The organism is Caulobacter sp. AVps18, from assembly GCF_058681425.1.
Window position 1 is genome coordinate 4165554 of sequence record NZ_CM178737.1, and the last position, 19261, is coordinate 4184814.

Genomic DNA, 19261 nt, shown 5'->3' on the forward strand with positions numbered 1-19261 from the left:
GGCCTGTCGTTCAGGACTTCGGCGCGGCGATCGAGACGCAGCGCGTGAACATGGCCACGGCCTGTTCCTTGACCTGATCGCCGTCGGTCGAATTGATGCCGGCGAGGGTCGCTGACAGGTTGGCTACGCCTCGACGATAGAGCGCCGTGGGTTTCAGCCCCTGGGTGCCGCCCTCTTCATAGGCCTTGTCCAGCATCACCTCGCCGCTTGCGCCCAGCATGCGGATCAGCGGAACCATGGCAGCGCTGCCGTCGGTCTTGGACATCTTGCCGACCAGTTGCGGATTACGCTGCAGAACCTCGTCCAGCGTCACCAGCATGACCCCGCAGCCCAGCCGCTCGTCGAGCGACGGCGCGCCGGCAACAGGTGCCTGTGTCGGGGCCGTGCGGTCGCCTGAAGCGGCGAAAACTGGCGATGCCGACAGAACGGCGATACCAACGAGGATGGCGCTGACGGTGCTTTTCATGGTTTCTCCCCCTGGTGACGCAACACCTCTCGAGGTCAAAAGGGATTCGACCTGAGATTGTCCAGTTCAGAGATTTTCCTCATCGCGGGCCCGACCGCAAGCGGCAAGTCAGCCCATGCGCTGGCGCTTGCTGAAACCACGGGCGGCGAGATCGTCAATGCCGACTCGATGCAGATCTATGGCGGTCTGCGTATCCTGACGGCTGGCCCGTCAGCCGATGAGATGGCGCGCGCGCCGCACCACCTGTTCGGCGTCGTCGACGCGGCCCAGGGCTGGTCGGTCGGTCGCTGGCTGGAAGCAGCCTCAGGCGTCCTGCGCGACATCGCCCAGCGCGGACGCCCCGCCATCGTGGTCGGCGGAACGGGCCTCTATTTCCGCGCCCTGACCCATGGCTTGGCCGAGGTGCCGCCGGTGTCGGAAACCCAGCGCGAGATCTCGGGGCTGCTGTATGCGGCGCAAGGCGAGGCCGAATTTCGCGAGGACCTGCGCAAGCTCGACCCCGACGCCGCGGACCGCATCGAGGTCGGGGACCGCCAGCGCCTGCTGCGCGCCCATGCCGTGGCCGTGGCCACCGGCCGCTCGCTCAGCGCCTGGCAGGCCGACACCCGCCCCACCCTGGCACCGGGCAGTTGGCAGGGCTTCGTGCTCGACCCACCCCGCGCCGAACTCTACGCCCGCTGCGATGCGCGACTTGGCCTGATGGTCGAGAACGGCGCGCTCGACGAGGTAGCGGCGATGCAGGCGCGAGGCCTCGATCCCGCCCTGCCGGCGCTGAAGGCTGTCGGCTATCGCGAATTGGCCAGCTATCTGCGCCGCGAAACCACCCTGGCGGCCGCCCTCGACGCTGCCCGCCAGGAAACCCGCCGCTACGCCAAGCGCCAGCTCACCTGGTTCCGGAACCAGACGCCGGACTGGGAGCGAGTCCCTGCTGCGGCGTCAAAAGACCAAGGACACTAGCCCCATGACCGACCTTTCCACCCTCGCCGAAGCCGTCGCCGAGCGCCTGATCTCCCGGGGTGAAACCGTCGCCATCGCCGAGTCCTCCTCCGGCGGGTTGATATCGGCGGCGCTGCTGGCCGTACCGGGGGCGTCGAAGTTCTATGTGGGCGGCAGCGTCGTCTATACGGCCCGGGCTCGCATGCGGTTGCTGGACATTCCGCACAAGGCCACCGAAGGCATGCGCTCTTCCAGCGAACCCTATGCCGCCCTGCTGGCCAGGGTGACGCGCGAGAACCTCAAGGCCACCTGGGGCCTGTCGGAAACCGGCGCGGCGGGACCAACGGGCAACTCCTATGGCGACGCTGCAGGCCACACCTGCCTGGGCGTGGCCAATGCCGAGGGCGAGACCACCTTTACCCTGGAAACCGGCAGCGACGACCGCGCGGCCAACATGCAGGCCTTCGCTGGCGCAGCCCTCGAACGGCTGCTTGAGGCACTGAACGGCTAAACCTGGGGCAAAAAGGCACATCCTTGCCGCCAACCCCGCCTTGACGCCCTTCCGAACGCATGGCATCACCCTTTCCATAGCTTTGGAGCAAGACTCGTGCGCAAAACCATGAACGTACTTATGGAGCGGCTGTCCGCGATGTGACCTCGAAGTCACGTCGTAGTTCAGTCGCGCGCGCAAAGGTCCTTCGGGACCTTTTTTCTTTTCAGCCTACCCCTTCCCGCCCCCCCCTACGGACCGCCCCTTTTTCGGACCCCTGCCATGACCGCCCACCAGACCATCGAGAGCACCGCTCCCGCCGAAACCGCCGACCGCGCCATGACCGGCGCCGAGATCGTGGTTCGCGGCCTCGTGGACCAGGGCGTCGAGGTGCTGTTCGGCTATCCAGGCGGCGCGGTGCTTCCGATCTATGACGCGCTGTTCCATGAGCCGCGCCTGCAGCACATTCTGGTTCGCCACGAGCAGGGCGCGACCCATGCCGCCGAGGGCTATGCCCGCAGTTCGGGCAAGCCGGGCGTGGTTCTGGTCACCTCGGGGCCGGGTGCCACCAATGCCATCACCGGGATCATGGACGCGCTGATGGACTCCATCCCGATGGTCGTCATCACGGGCCAGGTCCCGACCCATCTGATCGGCACCGACGCCTTCCAGGAAGCCGACACGGTCGGCATGACCCGCTCGTGCACCAAGCACAACTATCTGGTCAAAGACGTCCGCGACCTGCCCCGGATCATCCACGAGGCCTTCAAGATCGCCACGACCGGTCGCCCCGGCCCGGTGCTGATCGACATCCCCAAGGATATCCAGTTCGCCAAGGGTGAGTATTTCGGCCCGAACGAGGTCGCTTCGACCCACGCCTACAGCCCCCGCACCAAGGGCGAGGCCGGCCGCATTGCCGAAGCAGCAGCGATGATCGCCCGGGCGCGCCGGCCGATCTTCTATACCGGTGGCGGCGTCATCAACGCCGGCCCGCGCGCCAGCCAGCTGCTGCGCGAGTTCCAGGCCCTGACCGGCGCGCCGGTCACCTCGACCCTGATGGGCCTGGGCGCCTTCCCGGCTGCGGATCCGGCGTGGCTAGGCATGCTGGGCATGCACGGCACGTTCGAAGCCAATAACGCCATGCATGACTGCGACGTGATGATCTGCGTCGGCGCGCGCTTCGATGACCGCGTCACCGGCCGGCTGGATGCCTTCTCGCCGGGCTCCAAGAAGATCCATATCGATATCGACGCCTCGTCGATCAACAAGAACGTCCGGGTCGACCTGCCGATCATCGGTGACGCGGCCAGCGTGCTGGAAGACCTGATCGCCGCCTGGAAAGCCGCCGACCATCAGCCCAACAAGGCTGCCCTGACCGACTGGTGGGCCCAGATCGACACCTGGCGCGCCCGCCAGTGCCTGAGCTATCGGGCCTCGGAAACCACCATCAAGCCGCAGTACGCCATCCAGCGCCTGTACGAGCTGACCAAGGGCCGCGACACCTACATCACGACCGAGGTCGGCCAGCACCAGATGTGGGCGGCGCAGTTCTATCGCTTCGAGGAGCCCAATCGCTGGATGACCTCAGGGGGCCTGGGCACCATGGGCTACGGCCTGCCCGCCGCCCTGGGCGTGCAGATGGCCCATCCCGGTGCCCTGGTCGTCGACATCGCCGGTGAAGCATCGATCCAGATGTGCATCCAGGAACTGTCGACGGCGATCCAGTTCGACCTGCCGGTCAAGATCTTCATCATCAACAACGAGTGGATGGGCATGGTCCGCCAGTGGCAGCAGCTGCTGCATGGCGAGCGCTACAGCCACTCCTATTCCGATAGCCTGCCCGACTTCGTGAAACTGGCCGAGGCCTATGGCGCGGTCGGCATCCGCTGCAGCGACCCGGCCGAGCTGGACGCCAAGATCCTGGAGATGATCAACAGCGACAAGGTCGTGGTCTTCGACTGCCGCGTCGAGAAGCACGAGAATTGCCTGCCGATGATCCCCTCGGGCAAGGCTCACAATGAGATGATCATGGGCGAGGTCGAGGACATCGGCAACGTCATCGGCGAGGCCGGGGCGGGGCTGGTTTAAACCCGCACTCGCTCTTCGATTCCTCTTTGCTTAGAAACGAGCCATGACCACGCAACACGCCTCCGCCTATGACATGCCACCCGCCTCGCAAGCCGAGCAGACTGCGACCTTTGCCCTGCTGGTCGACAACGAGCCTGGTGTGCTGCACCGCGTGGTCGGTCTGTTCGCTGCGCGCGGGTACAATATCGAGAGCCTGACGGTCGCCGAAACCGACCACAAGGCCCATACCAGTCGCATCACCGTGGTGACGCGCGGCACGCGCCAGGTGCTGGACCAGATCGAGGCCCAGCTTCACAAGGTGGTCAATGTGCGCCGCGTGCATGACGTGACCCGCGACCCCAACGGCGTCGAACGTGAGCTGGCCCTGGTCAAGGTGCGCGGCTCGGGCGCCGAGCGGGTCGAGGCCCTGCGTATCGCCGACATTTTCCGCGCCAAGCCGGTGGACACCACGCTTGAGAGTTTCGTGTTCGAGATCTCCGGTGCGCCGTCCAAGATCGACAAGTTCCTCGACCTGATGCGCCCACTGGGTCTGGTGGAACTTTCCCGCACGGGCGTGCTTTCCATCGAGCGGGGCGTCGAAGGCATGTAGCGGAGATTGGGCGATGAGCCTTGTTGGTCTGATGGCGGGGTTGGCCCTCGCCGGCCAGCAGGCTTCGCCGCCCACCGCGACGCCATCGCCCGATCCCGCAGCCTGGTGGGCTCCGGAAACACCAAGACCACCGGCGCAAACCGATCCCTTGTACGGCCGGCTCAGGCCCGCCACCAGCGGCCGCAGCCAGCCGCCGGTGGTTCCTGCGCTGCCCGAGCCGGAGCCAGGCCCCGTCAGCCCACCTTCAGGATATTGAAGCGATAGAGCAGCGCGCCCAGCACTGCACCGATGGCCGGGGCCACGAAAAACAGCCACAGCTGGGCCATGGCCTGGCCGCCGACCAGCAGGGCGGGTCCAAAGCTGCGGGCCGGATTGACCGACACCCCGGTCACCTGGATGCCAACGATATGGATAACGGCCAGGGCGATGCCGATGCCCAGGCCCGCAAAGCCCGGCGCAGCACCCGAGCCCGTAGCGCCCAGGATCACGATCACGAAAATGGCGGTCATCACCACCTCGAAGACAAAGGCCGCCTGCAGGGAGAACTCTCCCAGATAGCCCGGTCCCCAGCCGTTCTGACCCAGACCCTTGGCGAGCCCCCCGGCGATGACGCTCAGCACGGCAGCGCCGGCGAGCGCGCCGGCAAACTGGGCGATCCAGTAAAGGCCCATCTCCTTCAGACCCATCCGCCCCGCCACAAAGGCCGCCAGGCTGACGGCCGGATTGACGTGACAGCCCGATACCGGACCGATGCCATAGGCCAGGGCGATGATCGCAAAGCCGAAGGCCAGGGCAATGCCCAACTGCCCTACATGCTCGCCGCCCAGTACGGCTGCGCCGCACCCAAACAGGACCAGGGTGAAAGTGCCGATGAACTCGGCCACAAGTTTGGACATATCGCCGCCTCCCATGCGTTGCGCGCCGGCCCTTGTTAAGGATCGGGCCAGTTCGAGAATGCAAGTTTTCCCGAGACGGCGAAACCCGATTGTATCGCGCCGGACCTCAACCGGGGAGGCGCTGCAAAGGGCGCTGATCCGCGAGCCCTTCGAGGACCGAGAACCGCCTTCAAGAGCCGCAGGGCCAAGACCGGTGCGGGATCGGCTTCGAAAAGAACGCCGAGCCTTCCCTCGCCGGGCCATACCCCCTATATTGGAAATGTCCGGTCTCGGCCGGACTATGGGGATAAACGCGCACGTAATAAGCGGACTGGACCCGGGTGCGATTCCCGGCGGCTCCACCAATCTCTCCCGAGTTATCGCGGGACTGCATGGGGCCGATCAGCATCGACAGACGTGTAAAGGTGTTATGCTTTCTCTCGGCGTGGCTCACCGTATCGGGCCGCTAAACTAACTGCGAACGATAACTTCGCTGAAGAGTTCGCTATCGCCGCGTAATGCGGTGCTAGTGAATTCGCGCCTTAAGTCCTAGGGGTTCAGATCCTTAGGCGGGGCCCGGAGGGAGCCTGCCAACAGAATCCCTCCACTTCAAAACTGGTAGCCGAGGCTCCCTCCGCTCTTTGCGAGAGGAATGGGGGAGCCTGCCAACAGAATCCCTCCACTTTCAAAAGTGGTAGCCGAGGCTCCCTCCTCTCTTTGCGAGAGGAGTGGGGGAGCCTGCCAACAGAATCCCTCCACTTCAAAACTGGTAGCCGAGGCTCCCTCCGCTCTTTGCGAGAGGAATGGGGGAGCCTGCCAACAGAATCCCTCCACTTTCAAAACTGATAGCCGAGGCTCCCTCCTCTCTTTGCGAGAGGAGTGGGGGAGCCTGCCAACAGAATCCCTCCACTTTCAGCCTTTGCGAATTTTGTGCGCCTCCTGACGCCCCCGCCATCTTTGCCGGAGGGCCGTGACAGGCTAGGCTGGGAGTCCTGTTTCAGTTCCCTGTTTCTGATGGACCGCATGGCCCAATCCAATCCGCCTGAAGATCTTATGCAATATGAGGCCATGGCCCAGGACGCCCTTCGGGGTGTCGTGAAGGCGGCCCTGAAAAAGGCGGCCGCTCCGGGTGGTCTGCCCGAGCCTCATCACCTGTACATCACCTTCAAGACCCAGGCGGCCGGCGTGTCGGGCCCCCAGGACCTGTTGGGCAAGTATCCCGACGAGATGACCATCATCCTGCAGCACCAGTACTGGGACCTGGCGCCGGGCGAGACCTTCTTCTCGGTCACCCTGAAGTTTGGCGGCCAGCCCAAGCGCCTGTCGGTTCCCTACGCGGCGGTGACCCGGTTCTATGACCCCTCGGTGCAGTTCGCCCTGCAGTTCGAGGCGCCCGACATCGTGCCGCCAGAGCCGACGGTCGAGCCGGAGCCTGAAGCTCCCACGGAAGGCGGCGGCGAGGATGCGCCCAAGATCATCTCTCTCGACCAGTTCCGGAAGAAGTAGCGCATGAGCGACGTCACGGCGGACGAGCCTCAGGCCCTGACCGACGAGGCGATCCTCGCCCGTTTCCGCGCGTCCAAGAACGCGCCCTCTGGCTCGCTGACCGTTGGCTTCGAACTGCTGGCGGTTCGTCAGGCCGACCGCGAGGTTGAAGCCAGTTTCACGGCCCGCGCCGACCTGCTGTGTAACCCGATGGGCCAGATTCAGGGTGGCTATGTCTGCGCCATGCTGGACGAATGCATGTCCGTGGCCGGCATGATCAGCTCCGGCATGACGCATGTCGTGCCCACGCTTGAGATGAAGACCAGTTTTCTGCGTCCGGCCTTGCCCGGCGTGCTGCGTGGGGTCGGTCGGGTGGTCAAGTGGGGCAGGACGGTCTGCTTTACGGAAGGCGAACTGTACGACGCGGAGGGCCGCCTGCTGGCCAAGGCCAGCGGCACGGCCCTGCCCACGCCGTTCGCCCGGTTCAAGAAATAGGAAACGGCGATGCGGGGCGCGGCGGGCATTGTTGTCGGCTTGATCCTGCTCTGCCTCGCGCCGCCCACCCATGCCGAAGGACCGTTTTCGCGCTGGTCCGCCGTCGTCGTCGCCGGTGATTGGCACGCCCAGTCCGGCGGACCGACCGAGGCCTTCGACAACGCCCGTCGCGATGTCGCCACCGCCCTGGCCCAGATGGGCTTCGACCAAGGCGCTGTCCGCCAGTATTCCGTGCGACCAAAGCGCTATCCTGCCCAAGCGCCCGGCCCCGCCGACGTCACCGAAATCTACAAGGGCCTGAAGGAAAGCGCCCGAACCGCGTCCGCCGGCTGCCTGTTCTACATCAGCAGCCATGGCGGACCTGATGGCGCGCTGCTGGGCGAGGCGACCCTGCGCCCCCAAATGCTGGCAGCCCTGATCGACGACGCCTGCCCGTCGCGCCCGTCCGTCGTGGTGATCTCGGCCTGTTTCTCGGGCGTCTTCATCCCGGCGCTGAAACGGCCCGACCGCATGATCCTGACCGCCGCCCGCCCCGATCGCGCCTCGTTCGGCTGCGGGGAAAGCGACAAGTATCCTTTCTTCGACGACTGCTTCCTGTCATCGGCGCCCAAGGCCCGGGACTTCATCGCCCTGGGCGCGGCCGTTCAGGGCTGCGTGGCACGCAAGGAGATTGAAGTGGGGGCTCAGCCCGCCTCGGAGCCCCAGGTCTGGATCGGTCCGGCGCTGCGCCCCTTCCTGCCGCTTTACAGGTTTGATCAGGGCAAACCGCGCGCGCCCTGATGATGGCCCCACTATTGTGTGGCCACGGAGCACGCCGCTCTTTGAACGCCGTGCGAGGCGCCCTAGAAGTCGCTCCGAGCTCCGCTGTATTGTCCCAGAGGTCGGCCCCTTGACGTCACGCCTTATGTCCGGTGCCGCCCTCGTGGCGGTCATGATCGGTCTCCTGACTCCGGCCGGCCTGGTCCAGGCCCAAGACACCGCGCCACAGGGCGTTGCGCCACCCGCCGTGGCCCAGCCGGTTGCCCAGGAGGCGACCGCGACGCCGTCGACCGGCGGCCCGCGCCCCTATTCCAGCCTGACCCGACCTGTCCGCCCCCGTCCCCGCGCCGTGACGAGCAGCACGGCGACGGCTGTGCTGCGACCCGTCGCAGCTTCGACGCTTCCGGGTGCAATCGCTCCGCCGGTAGCGCCGCAGCCCGGCGTGACGCCCCTGCCCGCTCCCGAACTTGAGGCCTTCGTCGACGGCTTGATGCGGCGGGGCATGACTGAGGACCACATCGCCGGCGCCACAATCTCGGTGGTCCAGAACGGCCAGGTCATCCTGAAAAAGGGCTATGGCGTCGCCAGCCTGAAGCAGCGCCGTGCGGTCGACCCCGACAGGACCCTGTTCCGTGTGGCATCGATCTCCAAGACGTTCACCTGGATCACTCTGATGAACGAGATCGAGGCCGGCCGCATGCGACTGGACGGCCCGGTGAACCTCTATCTGCCCGAGGCGATCCAGATCCGGGGCAAGAACATGGCGCCCGTGCGCCTGCGCGACCTGATGACCCATACGCCGGGCTTCGAAGACCGGGCCCTGGGCCAGTTGTTCGAGCAAGACTGGCGGCGGGTGCGGCCGCTGAACGAATACCTGCGCCAGGAACGCCCGCGCCGTGTGCGCGAACCGGGCGCACTGCCCTCCTACTCCAACTACGGTGCAGCCCTGGCTGGCGCGGCGGTGTCCAATGTCACCGGCAAGCCGTTCGAGGAGCTGGTCGCCGAGGAGATCCTGTTTCCCGCCGGCATGACCCGCACGACCTTCCGCGATGCCCGACCGTGGCGCAACGACCTGCCCGCGCCGATGGCACCGGCCCTGGCCGCCGACCGCTCCGACGGCTTCCGCTGGACGCCGCTGGGTTGGCGCGAAGAGCCCCCGGAAATGACCGGGCAGATCGCCCCTGCCGGCGGTGCCTCGTCGACCGCCGCCGACATGGCCCGCTACATGATGCTGTTGCTGGGCAACGGAACCCTCGACGGCAAGACCATCTATTCACCGCGCACCGCCAAGGCGTTCGAGACCGTGATGTATCGCCCGGCCCCCGAAGCGGCGGGCTGGAACGCAGGCTTCCAGGACATCCCGCTCCCCGGCGGCCGCCGCGGCTTTGGCCATGCCGGCGATACGCTGTGGTTCCACTCCAACCTCGTCGTGGTTCCGGACCTGGGTCTGGGCATCTTCATCGCCGTCAATACCGACACCGGCGCCGAGCTGCCGGGCGTGGTTCCATCGGCGATTGTCGAGCACTTCTACGCCAAGGCGCCGGCCGTGCCCGTGTTGCGCCCCATGAGCGCCGAGACGGCCCGGCTCTATGTCGGTGACTATCTGGGCACGCGCCGCGCCTATCACGGTCTGGAAGGCTTTGTGGGCCGCATCATCCGGCTAGCCAAGGTGCGCGCCACCCCGGATGGCCAGCTGGCGATCCTGTACGACGGCAAGTCGACCCTGTGGAACGCCACCGATAGCCCCGGCATATTCAAGGCCGTCGATGGACCCGAAGTGGTGGCCTTCGAAACAGCCGGCGGCCGCGCCACGCGCTTCTATCCGGCAGGCGGCTGGGCGGCGTTCGAGCGCGTAGGCTTCCCCTATGGCTCGGGCCTGCTGACCTGGGTCGTGACACTGGCGGGACTGGCCTCCATCGCCACCCTGGCCGGTGTCTTCATCCGTGACCGCCGCGAGACCCGCCAGACCCCGACCCAGACCCGCGCCAACCTCCTGCAAACCACTCAGGCAGCGCTGTGGATCGTGGCTTTGGGTTGCGTGGGCGTGTTCGCTTCCAAGAGCAACGACATCGCCGCCGTCTTCTACAACTGGCCCAGCGGCTGGCTGGTGACGGGCTCGGCCTGCGCCCTGGTGGCCAGCGTGCTGGCGGCCGTCACCCTGCTGATGGTTCCCATGGTCTGGAAAGGCGGGCGCCGGGTCGACAGCTGGACCACCCTGCGCAAGCTGGCCTTCACCTATACGACCTTGCTCTATATCGGCCTGGCGGTGTTGCTGGCGCTCTGGAACTTCCTGCTGCCCTGGAGCGGCTGAGTCTCAACCCTCCAGGTTGCGCCGCAGGACGCCGGAGTCGCGTTTGCGCACGACGATGATAATCCGCTCGCGCTCACCCGGCCGGCGCTCGACAAGCAGGCGTGCCACCTGGGCGTCGTCGTGGAAGGCATAGCCCTTGATCGAGTCCAGCAGGGCCTTGGCCAGGTTATCGAGGTCCATCCACGGCGGCTCGCCGACATAGTCCATGACGATGTCGACCTCGAACTCGCCCCAGGCCGGACGGGAGCCGCGCCAAACCTTGCGGAAGAACTCGTAGATCAGGGGCTTGTAGTACTTGGCCTGGGTGGTGAGGCCATCGACCTCGAGGGTCAGTTCACCGTTCGCCTCGCGGGCGCGCACCTTGCCGTGATGGGTCCAACCGTCGTTCATCAGGGCCTCATAAGGCCTTACGGCTTTGCAGTCTTCCTCGCCATTGGCTAAACCCGCGCCAACAGAACGCGAGGGACCTGCTCCATGACCGCCACCCGCATCGAGACCGATACGTTCGGCCCCATCGAAGTCGCCGCCGACCGCTACTGGGGCGCTCAAGCCCAGCGCTCGCTGGGCAACTTCAAGATCGGCTGGGAGAAGCAGCCCCTGCCGGTCGTGCGGGCCCTGGGCATCGTCAAGCGCGCCGCCGCCGAGGCCAATCTGGCCCTGGGCAAGCTGGACCCCAAGATCGCCGAAACCATCGTCGCCGCCGCCAATGAAGTGATCGAAGGCAAGCTGAACGATCACTTCCCGCTGGTGGTCTGGCAGACGGGGTCGGGCACCCAGTCGAATATGAACGCCAACGAGGTGATCTCCAACCGCGCCATCGAGATGCTGGGCGGCGAGATGGGCAGCAAGAAGCCCGTCCACCCCAATGACCATGTTAATATGAGCCAGTCGTCGAACGACACCTTCCCGACGGCCATGCACATCGCCTGCGCCGAGCAGGTGGTCCACGATCTGCTCCCGGCCCTGAAGCACCTCCACAAGGCCCTGGCCGCCAAGGCCGCCGAGTGGAAGGACATCATCAAGATCGGCCGCACCCATACCCAGGACGCTACGCCCCTGACCCTGGGCCAGGAGTTCGGCGGCTACGCCCAGCAGATCGAGAACGGCATCGCCCGCATCGAAATGACCCTGCCGATGCTGATGCAACTGGCCCAGGGCGGCACCGCCGTCGGCACCGGCCTGAACGCACCGGTTGGCTTCGCTGAACTGGTCGCCGAGAAGATCGCCGGCGTCACGGGCCTGGCCTTCACCACCGCCCCCAACAAGTTCGAGGCCCTGGCCGCCCACGACGCCATGGTCTTTACCCACGGTGCCATCAACACGGTCGCCGCCAGCCTGTTCAAGATCGCCAACGACATCCGCTTCCTGGGCTCTGGTCCTCGCGCCGGTCTCGGTGAACTGTCCCTGCCGGAAAACGAGCCCGGCTCATCGATCATGCCAGGCAAGGTCAACCCGACCCAGTCCGAGGCCCTGACCCAGGTCTGCGCCCAGGTGTTCGGCAACCACTCGACCCTGACCTTCGCCGGCAGCCAGGGCCATTTCGAGCTGAACGTCTTCAACCCGGTGATGGCCTACAACTTCCTGCAGTCGGTGCGTCTGGTGGCCGACGCAGCCATCAGCTTCACCGACAACTGCGTGGTCGGCATCGAGCCGCGCGTCGACAATATCAGGAAGGGCGTCGAGAACAGCCTGATGCTGGTCACGGCCCTGAACGGCAAGCTGGGCTATGACGCCTGTGCCAAGATCGCCAAGACCGCGCACAAGAACGGCACCACCCTGCGTGAGGAAGCCGTCGGCGGCGGCTATCTGACCAACGAAGAGTTCGACGAATATGTGCGTCCGGAGAAGATGATCTCGCCGGGCTGATGAACGGTCTCGATTTCCGGCGCGACGGGGCGGCGCTGTTTGCCGCCGTCCTGTTGCCCCGTGACCTGGAAGACCTGCGCGCACTCGCCGATACCAGCGTCGGGGCGCGACCAGGCGCACGACTGAGCGGCGCGGCAGACCTCTCCAACCGCCTTGCCGCGACGGGCGTCATCGGTTCTGTCGCGGCACGCCTGAGCTCATCGGCGGCCCGCCCCGTGCGGGCGGTGATCTTCGATAAGTCTCACGCCGCCAACTGGGCGGTGGCCTGGCATCAGGATCGGGTGATCCCGGTGCGCGAGCGGCGCGATGTCGAGGGGTTTGGTCCCTGGACAACCAAGGACGGACTGACCCACGTCGCCCCACCCTTCGACCTTCTGGCCCGCATGGTCACCCTGCGTGTGCATCTCGACACCGTGGAGACCAACAATGCGCCGCTGCGGATCGCGCTGGGCTCTCACCGGCTGGGTCGGGTCAGCGCCGATAGGGTGGCTGTGCAGGCGCAGGGGATGAGGAGCGAAATCTGCCTGGCCCAAGCCGGCGATGTCTGGGCCTACTCGACGCCCATTCTCCATGCCTCGGATCGCGCAGAGCTGCCGAGTCGGCGACGCGTGTTGCAGGTCGACTATGCCGACTTCGATCTGCCCGGTGGGTTAGACTGGCTCGGACTAAACCCGCAGGAGTTGTGAAGCTTCACACTTCACCGCTGGAGTGCTACGCAAGCTAAAGGAACATACCGGGAACCAACCCAATGGCCGCGCTCGACCGCCCCTACTGGATTGAAGCCCTGATCCAGCCCCGTGAGGGCTGGGATGACAGGGTCTATCCCTTCAACCTGCCGGTTCTGCGGGGGCTGGACAGCCTGAAGTTCCATCCCCGCGTCACCTTCCTGGTCGGCGAGAACGGTTCGGGCAAATCGACCCTGATCGAGGCGTTGGCCGTGGCCTGGGGCTTCAACGCCGAGGGCGGATCGCGGGACCACAGCTATTCGACCCGAGAGTCGCACTCACCACTTCATCGCTTCGTGAGGCCTGTCCGCGCCCCGATGAAGGCCCGGGATGGCTATTTCCTGCGCGCCGAAAGCTTCTTCACCACGGCCAGCTATCTGGAAGCCTCGGGGACGAGCCGGCGAGGACAGGCCGGTTTGCATGAGCGCTCTCATGGTGAGGCCTTCTTTGACCTGTTCGACCATCGCTTCGAGGGCGATGGTCTCTACATCCTCGACGAGCCCGAAGCGGCCCTGTCGCCTAGCCGGCAGCTGTCGTTCCTGGCCAAGCTGCACCAGCTGGTGCTGGCCCGCTCGCAGCTGATCATCGCCACCCATTCGCCGATCATCCTGGGCTATCCCGACGCCTGGATCTACGAGACCTCAGAGCGGGGCCTCAACCGGGTGGAGTATGAGAATCTCGACCACGTGCAGGTCACCCGCAGCTTCCTCAACCGCCGCCAGACCTTCCTGGACGTGCTGCTGTCGGAGGATGACGAGGAATGATATCGTTCCACCCAATGGACGCTCCCGCCCCCACCGGTGAAATCGATCCCGAACTGCTGGATCAGGCCCGGCGGCTGGGGATTCCCATCGTCGGCATGGGCGAAACCCAGCTTCGCCTGCACCTTCAGAAGGTAGATCCCGCCGGCGCTGAAGACCGCGCCCGGCGCTGGGCCGAAGAGAACGCCGAGGCCATCGCGGAGCACAACGCTAGGATCGAAGAGCGAGGCCTGATCTCGGACCATTTCAGGAAGTGGTGAGTTGCGGCAGTTCGACGCCTATCTGAACCCTTCGCCGACAAGCCGTGATATCGCGCCGTTTCTGGTGGTGCTGTCTTCGCACCATCTGCGCAACCTGACCGATGTGATCGTCGCGCCTGCGGTATCCGACGCCACCCGTGTGGTCGGAGAGGTTGAGCTTGAGGTAGAGGTCGATGGCCGGGCTTTGGTACTGGTCCTGTCCGACCTGTTCAGCGTGTCCCTAAGCCAGCTTCGAAAACGCGCAGGCTCCCTCGCCGGCCACGAAGACGCCATCCGTCGCGGGCTCGACCGGCTGTTCACCGGCTTCTAGAGCGGGTAGCGATCTGATGGAATCAGATCGCCCGCTCTGGTCTTTTGTCTTCACGCGCGTTCCGAAAACCGGTTCCCACTTTTCGGAACGCGCTCTAGCGCTTGCGGACCACCTCGCGGCCGATCGGGGCCAGGGCGATCAGGGCCAGCTGGAAGTCCTTGATGGCGAAGGGGATGCCGATGATCGTGATGGCTTCGGCAAAGGCGATCAGCAGGTGGCTCAGGGCGATGTACCAGCCGCCCAGCAGGAACCAGATGATGTTGAGCACAAAGCCCAGCGGGCCGGTGCCGATGTCATGCTGGCCGGTGACGATCTCGCGGCTGACGACCTCCTTGCCGAACGGCCAGAAGGCAAAGCCCGCAATCCGCCAGGCCGCGCCCGTATAGGGCAGGCCGACGATGGTGATGGCCAGCAGGGCTCCGCCCAGCAACCACAGCAGGCCGGAAATCCAGCCGCCCAGGATAAACCACAGGATGTTCAGGATCAGTCGGATCATCGGGATGGTCTCTCCAGCACGTGCCTAGAGGTGGTGGGGTTTGGCCTGCTTGTCGAGACCGGCGCAGCAGCCTTACCGCGAATTCACCCGGCCCTGGCCCGCCAGCCTATTTGATCAGCTGCCAGCGGCGGGTCCAGCGCCCCTTGCCCACCTGGCTCAGGGCCAACAGGTAGAGGCCGGCATAGATCACCGTGCCCACGCCGATCAGGGCCCAGCTCCAGGGGCCAGGCATGTGCAGGGCCGGGGCGGTGTCGATCCAGTCATGACGCGGCGCGGTCAGCTCCAGCCATAGGCCGCCCACCCAGGCGATCGAGAACAGGGCCACGACGGGATAGCGCAGGACCGGGCTTTTCTGGATCAGCAGCAGGGCCTGGAGCACCGCAGCGACAATGCCGACAGCCACGCCCAGCAGCCAGGGCTGCCAGGGCCCCTCGACCAGCCGCGCCACCCTCAGTCCGGCCCAGAGCGGTGCCCACAGAACCGGGCCAAACAGCAGGAGCAGCAGCACCAGGCCCAGCAGCACGCCCAGCCCGCCGCCGATCACCTTGCCGGCTGCCTCGCCGGCCTCATGGGCGCGGATATTGGGATCGCCGCCAGGATTGGCCGGCGAGGTCGCGATCACGGTGTCCAGGCGCGGCAAGGGCGCGTCCGGGGAAAGGCCAGGGCGAGGAGGCGTCGGCCGCCGCGCCATCAGGCTCTCCGGCTGACCGCGAAGTCGGCCAGGCTTTCCAGCGCCTCGCGCCAGTCATTGGCCGGGAAGATCGCCAGGGCCGCCTTGGCCTTGTCGGCATAGTCGGCGGCCAGATCCAGCGTCGCGTCCAAAGCGCCCGAGCCGATGATCAGCTCGCGGGCCCGGCGGAAATCGGCCTCGGTCTGTTCGCGGCGACCGATGGCCCGCTCCCAGAACTCTGCCTCACGGGGGCCCGAACGGGCGATGGCCAACAGCAGCGGCAAGGTGGCCTTGCCTTCGCGGAAGTCGTCGCCGGCGTTCTTGCCCAGCGTTTCGGTGGCACCGCCATAGTCCAGGGCGTCGTCGGCCAGCTGGAAGGCGAGGCCCAGATTGAGGCCATAGGCCCGCAGGGCCTGGGAGCGCGTCGCATCCACTCCGGCCGATACCGCGCCGGCTTCAGAGGCGGCAGCGAACAGCTCGGCGGTCTTGGCGGCGATGATGTCCAGATAGACGGCCTGGGACAGGTTCAGGTCGTGGCTGCGAGTCAGCTGCAGCACTTCGCCCTCGGCGATCACGCGGCTGGCGCGGGCCAGGATCGCCAGAGCCTGCATCGAGTCGGTCTCGACCATCAGCTCGAAGGCCCGGGCGAACAGGAAGTCGCCGACCAGCACGCTCTGGGCCGCGCCCCAGATCAGGTGAGCGGCCACCTTGCCCCGGCGCAGCTGGCTGCCGTCGACCACGTCGTCATGCAGCAGGGTGGCGGTGTGGATGAACTCGACCGAAGCGGCCAGCTTGCGGCAGGAATCATTGTCCGATCCCGACAGCCGGGCGGCGGCCACGGTCAGCAACGGCCGCAGGCGCTTGCCGCCGGCCGCGATAAGGTGCTCGGCCAGGGCGGGAATCACCGGCACGTCGCTCTGCATGCGCTCGGTGATCAGCTGGTCGATCCCGGCCATGTCGGCGGCGGCCAAACGCACGAGACGATCCACCGATCCCGGTTGACGGGCGAGGGTCGCTGCTGCTGCGTCCAAGACCATGCTCTCCTTGACCGACGCCCCGTGGCGTCAGGATCTGACATCCGCCCCCCAGCGGGATCAGCCGTTGCGAGGGACAATGGTGGCGGGATAGGTCAGGGTCAAGGCGAGCACAAGGCTTGATGCGTTGGACGAAGCGAAGGTCACCGAAGATCGTGTGCTGAACGGCCAGATTCGTCTGCGCCAGACGGTGGGCGGATACCGCGCCGGGCTGGATGCAGCCCTGCTGGCGGCCGCCTGCGACTCTGCGCCGGGGCAGCGGGTGCTGGAGGCCGGCTGCGGCGTCGGCGGCGCCCTGCTGGCGGCGGCGGCCCGGCGTCCGGCCAGCCGATTCGTCGGCGTGGAGCGCGATGCCCAGGCCGCCGAACTGGCGCGGCAGAATGTGGCGCTGAACGCCCTGTCCGACCGCGTGGAGATCGCCCAGGGCGATGTGCAGGCCGGCTTCAGGGCGCTGGACCTGCCGCCCTTCGACGCGGTGATGGCCAACCCGCCGTTCTTCGACGATCCCGCCGCCCTGCGCGCCCCCGCCCCGGCCAAGACCGGTGCCTGGATGGCCGACGGCGGCCTGGCCGCCTGGACCGGCTTTCTGCTGAAGGCCGCGCGCGAGGGCGGGACCATCACGATCATCCACCGCGCCGACCGCCTGGCCGACATTCTGGCCCTGCTGGCCCCCAAGGCCGGCTCGTTCCGTATCCGCCCCGTCCAACCCTTCGCCGACGCCCCGGCCAAACGGGTTGTGGTGCGGGCGATCAAGACCGGCAAGGCCCCGCTCGTCCTGCTGCCGGCCCTGGTGCTGCACGAACGCGACGGCGGCCAACATTCGGCGGCGGCCGAGGCTATCCTGCGGGGCGATGCGGCGCTGGACTGGTGAAGTCCTGCTCCCGATCAAGGGGGCGTGAAAAAACACGAGTTCTCTGCCTCACGCGGCGCTGGCCGCTGAAGGGGTTGGGGAGGCGCGAAGCGGCCGGAGCGAACCCGGGGACCGTGATGGTTTTAGTGTGCGTTTCGGCTCGTCTCTTCCGCTTCGCAGAAGCTGTTCTGACCGTGAGGATGGCGAGCTCGCGAGCGCTGTTTCAGCTCTGGCCCCCAATTGTCCCCCGGACGGGCGCGCCCAACCCCTGCGGTACAGCCGTGAGGGGTCCGACGGGTCGCGATAGACGGCTTTACGATCACCGCCCTGTCGTTCCGCGCTGTCTCAAAAGCAAGACCTCCGGTGGCCCCGGATCAATCCAACGAACAGGCCACTTTCATTCTCGCTGCGTGACCGCGCGGCCCCGCTCAGCTTCATCCCCATCGCCGCTTCGGGCCGGTACCGAGCGCCCTCCCCCTGCGACGGGGACAGCTGTGATTATGGGGGTGGTTTTGAGCGCGTCTGACGGCGCGGTGCGAGATTTTTGCAGGGCGTTGAAGTTGTTGGGGTTTGTCGGCGATGCGCCGGGGATGGAGGGCGCTCTATCCCCGTACTTGCCCCCTACGGGCTGCTGCGCAGCCGTCTTCCCCCAGAGGGGGAAGATGATTTCATCCGCCCCCGTTGGGGGCGGACGAGCGGCGACAGCCGGTCAGGTGGGGGCCTGCGGCGCTGGCCGTTGCGCCCCCTACTTCGCGTAGACCACCCGGCACTCGCCCTCGACCGTGGTGTAGCGGCCATTGGCGGCGTCGACGAACGATAGCCGGCCGCCGCGATCATACTCGACCTTGCCGGTCGAGCGGCCGGCGAAGACCTGGGTTCCATAGGTCCAGCAGGTGATATCGGCCGGCTTGTCGCCCCAGGTCGTTTCGCGGCTGGCCCGCTTGCTGTCGGTGCAGGCGGCCGTCGCGACCGTGATCAGGAGGATGGAAGCAACGAAGGCCAGGCGCATGGGGTGGGTCTCACAGGTGCAGGGTCATAGTACCGACTGCGAGTTCCCGCTATTCGCCGGCGCTCGCCAATGTTTGTGCGGCTCGGCTCGCCCCACCTTGCAGTATAAGCACGAATGCGCTAACAGCTAAATTGGCTGCATGGGCTTGGACGGCCCCAAACTGTTCCAGCGTCTTTGGCGACGATAACGCCTCGGGAGTCCGGTGCCCTAAATGCCGGTGCAGCCACAATTCAATCAATGGAGAATTGTGGATGACGCATGAGCGTGATTTCGCGCAAGACGCGCGCCGGTATGGCTTCCAAAATGTTGGTCTGTATCAAGACGGTAAGTTTATCATCGATGCGGAGTGGCGCCCCGTCACCGCCGTCTACGCTTGGATCAGTGAAGATGTTGAGCACCCAATGCCGATCCGGGTTGGTGAAACACTCAGGCTCGGTAGTCGCTTTTCTTCATATAACGGCTGGCTGAAGGGCAAGCAGTGGACAGGTGAACGGCGGAACGCCCGAGAGCAAGAGAAAGCGCGCTTGACGCGGCTGCGCTTGGGCCCCGCAATGCGCGTTATTGCAACTCGCGTTGCCGACAAGCAGACCGGGCTGTCCATCGAAGCTGACCTTCTTCGGCGCTGGGAACCGGCCTTGGATCTGAACTTTGAGCTAGCGGGAAGCTGGGCGCGAGCACGGATGCGTGAATGGGCTGCAGCTTACGATCTGAAACAGGCCAGCAGCCGCAGGACGTGACAAGGGACTACCTGCCCCCCCCTCAACGCGTAGCTTCAACCGACTCCAT

The 19261-nt window shown here is 66.1% G+C and carries 22 protein-coding genes and 1 other RNA gene; 16 read left to right on the forward strand and 7 right to left on the reverse strand.

Annotated features, from left to right (window positions below; genetic code table 11):
- Positions 1-10: 10 nt before the first annotated feature.
- Entirely contained in the window at positions 11-466 is a 456-nt protein-coding gene (locus tag ACW179_RS18950; protein ID WP_492061003.1) for a hypothetical protein, read from the reverse strand.
- 57 nt (positions 467-523) lie between these two features.
- On the opposite strand from ACW179_RS18950, the gene miaA reads away from it, so the two are divergent.
- From miaA to ilvN, 4 genes are all read left to right on the forward strand, one after another.
- Positions 524-1423, forward strand: coding sequence for a tRNA (adenosine(37)-N6)-dimethylallyltransferase MiaA (gene miaA / locus ACW179_RS18955; RefSeq protein ID WP_492061004.1), 900 nt, complete (start codon positions 524-526; stop codon positions 1421-1423).
- A gap of 4 nt (positions 1424-1427) precedes the next feature.
- The gene (locus ACW179_RS18960; RefSeq protein ID WP_492061005.1) at positions 1428-1913 is read left to right on the forward strand and encodes a CinA family protein; all 486 of its coding nucleotides are present in this window, start codon (positions 1428-1430) and stop codon (positions 1911-1913) included.
- A gap of 261 nt (positions 1914-2174) precedes the next feature.
- Positions 2175-3980 (forward strand): acetolactate synthase 3 large subunit, encoded by a 1806-nt coding sequence (locus tag ACW179_RS18965; RefSeq protein ID WP_492061006.1) that lies wholly within the window; start codon positions 2175-2177, stop codon positions 3978-3980.
- A 43-nt stretch (positions 3981-4023) separates the two neighbouring features.
- A complete protein-coding gene (gene ilvN, locus ACW179_RS18970) occupies positions 4024-4569 on the forward strand; it encodes an acetolactate synthase small subunit (protein ID WP_492061007.1) in 546 nt (181 codons plus the stop codon).
- 233 nt (positions 4570-4802) lie between these two features.
- Here the strand turns inward: ilvN and ACW179_RS18975 are convergent, their stop codons facing one another.
- Positions 4803-5465, reverse strand: a complete 663-nt coding sequence (locus ACW179_RS18975) for an aquaporin (protein WP_492061009.1) — start codon at positions 5463-5465, stop codon at positions 4803-4805.
- A 222-nt stretch (positions 5466-5687) separates the two neighbouring features.
- On the opposite strand from ACW179_RS18975, the gene ssrA reads away from it, so the two are divergent.
- From ssrA to ACW179_RS19000, 5 genes are all read left to right on the forward strand, one after another.
- Positions 5688-6053: a transfer-messenger RNA gene (gene ssrA / locus ACW179_RS18980) on the forward strand.
- A 414-nt stretch (positions 6054-6467) separates the two neighbouring features.
- Entirely contained in the window at positions 6468-6950 is a 483-nt protein-coding gene (locus ACW179_RS18985) for an SspB family protein (RefSeq protein ID WP_492061011.1), read from the forward strand.
- Positions 6951-6953: 3 nt separating this feature from the next.
- On the forward strand, positions 6954-7424 hold the full coding sequence (locus ACW179_RS18990) for a PaaI family thioesterase (RefSeq protein ID WP_492061013.1): 471 nt from the start codon (positions 6954-6956) through the stop codon (positions 7422-7424).
- Positions 7425-7433: 9 nt separating this feature from the next.
- A complete protein-coding gene (locus tag ACW179_RS18995; protein WP_492061015.1) occupies positions 7434-8204 on the forward strand; it encodes a C13 family peptidase in 771 nt (256 codons plus the stop codon).
- 109 nt (positions 8205-8313) lie between these two features.
- Entirely contained in the window at positions 8314-10494 is a 2181-nt protein-coding gene (locus ACW179_RS19000) for a serine hydrolase domain-containing protein (RefSeq protein WP_492061017.1), read from the forward strand.
- 3 nt (positions 10495-10497) lie between these two features.
- On the opposite strand, the gene ACW179_RS19005 is transcribed toward ACW179_RS19000, so the two are convergent.
- The gene (locus ACW179_RS19005) at positions 10498-10884 is read right to left on the reverse strand and encodes a RusA family crossover junction endodeoxyribonuclease (RefSeq protein ID WP_492061019.1); all 387 of its coding nucleotides are present in this window, start codon (positions 10882-10884) and stop codon (positions 10498-10500) included.
- An 84-nt stretch (positions 10885-10968) separates the two neighbouring features.
- Between ACW179_RS19005 and fumC the strand changes: the two genes are divergently transcribed.
- The 5 genes from fumC to ACW179_RS19030 all read left to right on the forward strand — a co-directional run bounded on the left by fumC (position 10969) and on the right by ACW179_RS19030 (position 14416).
- Positions 10969-12360, forward strand: a complete 1392-nt coding sequence (gene fumC, locus ACW179_RS19010; RefSeq protein WP_492061021.1) for a class II fumarate hydratase — start codon at positions 10969-10971, stop codon at positions 12358-12360.
- Positions 12360-13046, forward strand: a complete 687-nt coding sequence (locus tag ACW179_RS19015) for a phytanoyl-CoA dioxygenase family protein (protein ID WP_492061023.1) — start codon at positions 12360-12362, stop codon at positions 13044-13046. Before fumC ends, ACW179_RS19015 begins: the two co-directional genes overlap by 1 nt.
- Before the next feature lie 62 nt (positions 13047-13108).
- Positions 13109-13849, forward strand: a complete 741-nt coding sequence (locus ACW179_RS19020; RefSeq protein ID WP_492061025.1) for an AAA family ATPase — start codon at positions 13109-13111, stop codon at positions 13847-13849.
- A 14-nt stretch (positions 13850-13863) separates the two neighbouring features.
- The gene (locus ACW179_RS19025) at positions 13864-14106 is read left to right on the forward strand and encodes a type II toxin-antitoxin system CcdA family antitoxin (protein WP_492061027.1); all 243 of its coding nucleotides are present in this window, start codon (positions 13864-13866) and stop codon (positions 14104-14106) included.
- 1 nt (position 14107) lies between these two features.
- Positions 14108-14416, forward strand: coding sequence for a CcdB family protein (locus ACW179_RS19030; RefSeq protein WP_492061029.1), 309 nt, complete (start codon positions 14108-14110; stop codon positions 14414-14416).
- A gap of 94 nt (positions 14417-14510) precedes the next feature.
- Here the strand turns inward: ACW179_RS19030 and ACW179_RS19035 are convergent, their stop codons facing one another.
- From ACW179_RS19035 to ACW179_RS19045, 3 genes are all read right to left on the reverse strand, one after another.
- Complete coding sequence (locus ACW179_RS19035; RefSeq protein ID WP_492061031.1) at positions 14511-14912, reverse strand: YccF domain-containing protein; 402 nt, start codon at positions 14910-14912, stop codon at positions 14511-14513.
- 106 nt (positions 14913-15018) lie between these two features.
- On the reverse strand, positions 15019-15552 hold the full coding sequence (locus tag ACW179_RS19040; RefSeq protein WP_492061033.1) for a hypothetical protein: 534 nt from the start codon (positions 15550-15552) through the stop codon (positions 15019-15021).
- Between the two features lie 50 nt (positions 15553-15602).
- Positions 15603-16613: a polyprenyl synthetase family protein gene (locus ACW179_RS19045; RefSeq protein WP_492064357.1), complete on the reverse strand. Its 1011-nt coding sequence runs from the start codon at positions 16611-16613 to the stop codon at positions 15603-15605.
- Between the two features lie 130 nt (positions 16614-16743).
- Here ACW179_RS19045 and ACW179_RS19050 point away from each other — a divergent pair, with 130 nt between their 5' ends.
- Positions 16744-17487 carry a tRNA1(Val) (adenine(37)-N6)-methyltransferase gene (locus ACW179_RS19050; RefSeq protein ID WP_492061035.1) on the forward strand — a complete coding sequence of 248 codons (744 nt, stop codon included), beginning with the start codon at positions 16744-16746 and terminating at the stop codon, positions 17485-17487.
- Positions 17488-18211: 724 nt separating this feature from the next.
- Here the strand turns inward: ACW179_RS19050 and ACW179_RS19055 are convergent.
- A complete protein-coding gene (locus tag ACW179_RS19055; RefSeq protein ID WP_492061037.1) occupies positions 18212-18475 on the reverse strand; it encodes a hypothetical protein in 264 nt (87 codons plus the stop codon).
- Between the two features lie 251 nt (positions 18476-18726).
- On the opposite strand from ACW179_RS19055, the gene ACW179_RS19060 reads away from it, so the two are divergent.
- Positions 18727-19212: a hypothetical protein gene (locus ACW179_RS19060; RefSeq protein ID WP_492061039.1), complete on the forward strand. Its 486-nt coding sequence runs from the start codon at positions 18727-18729 to the stop codon at positions 19210-19212.
- Positions 19213-19261 lie beyond the last annotated feature (49 nt).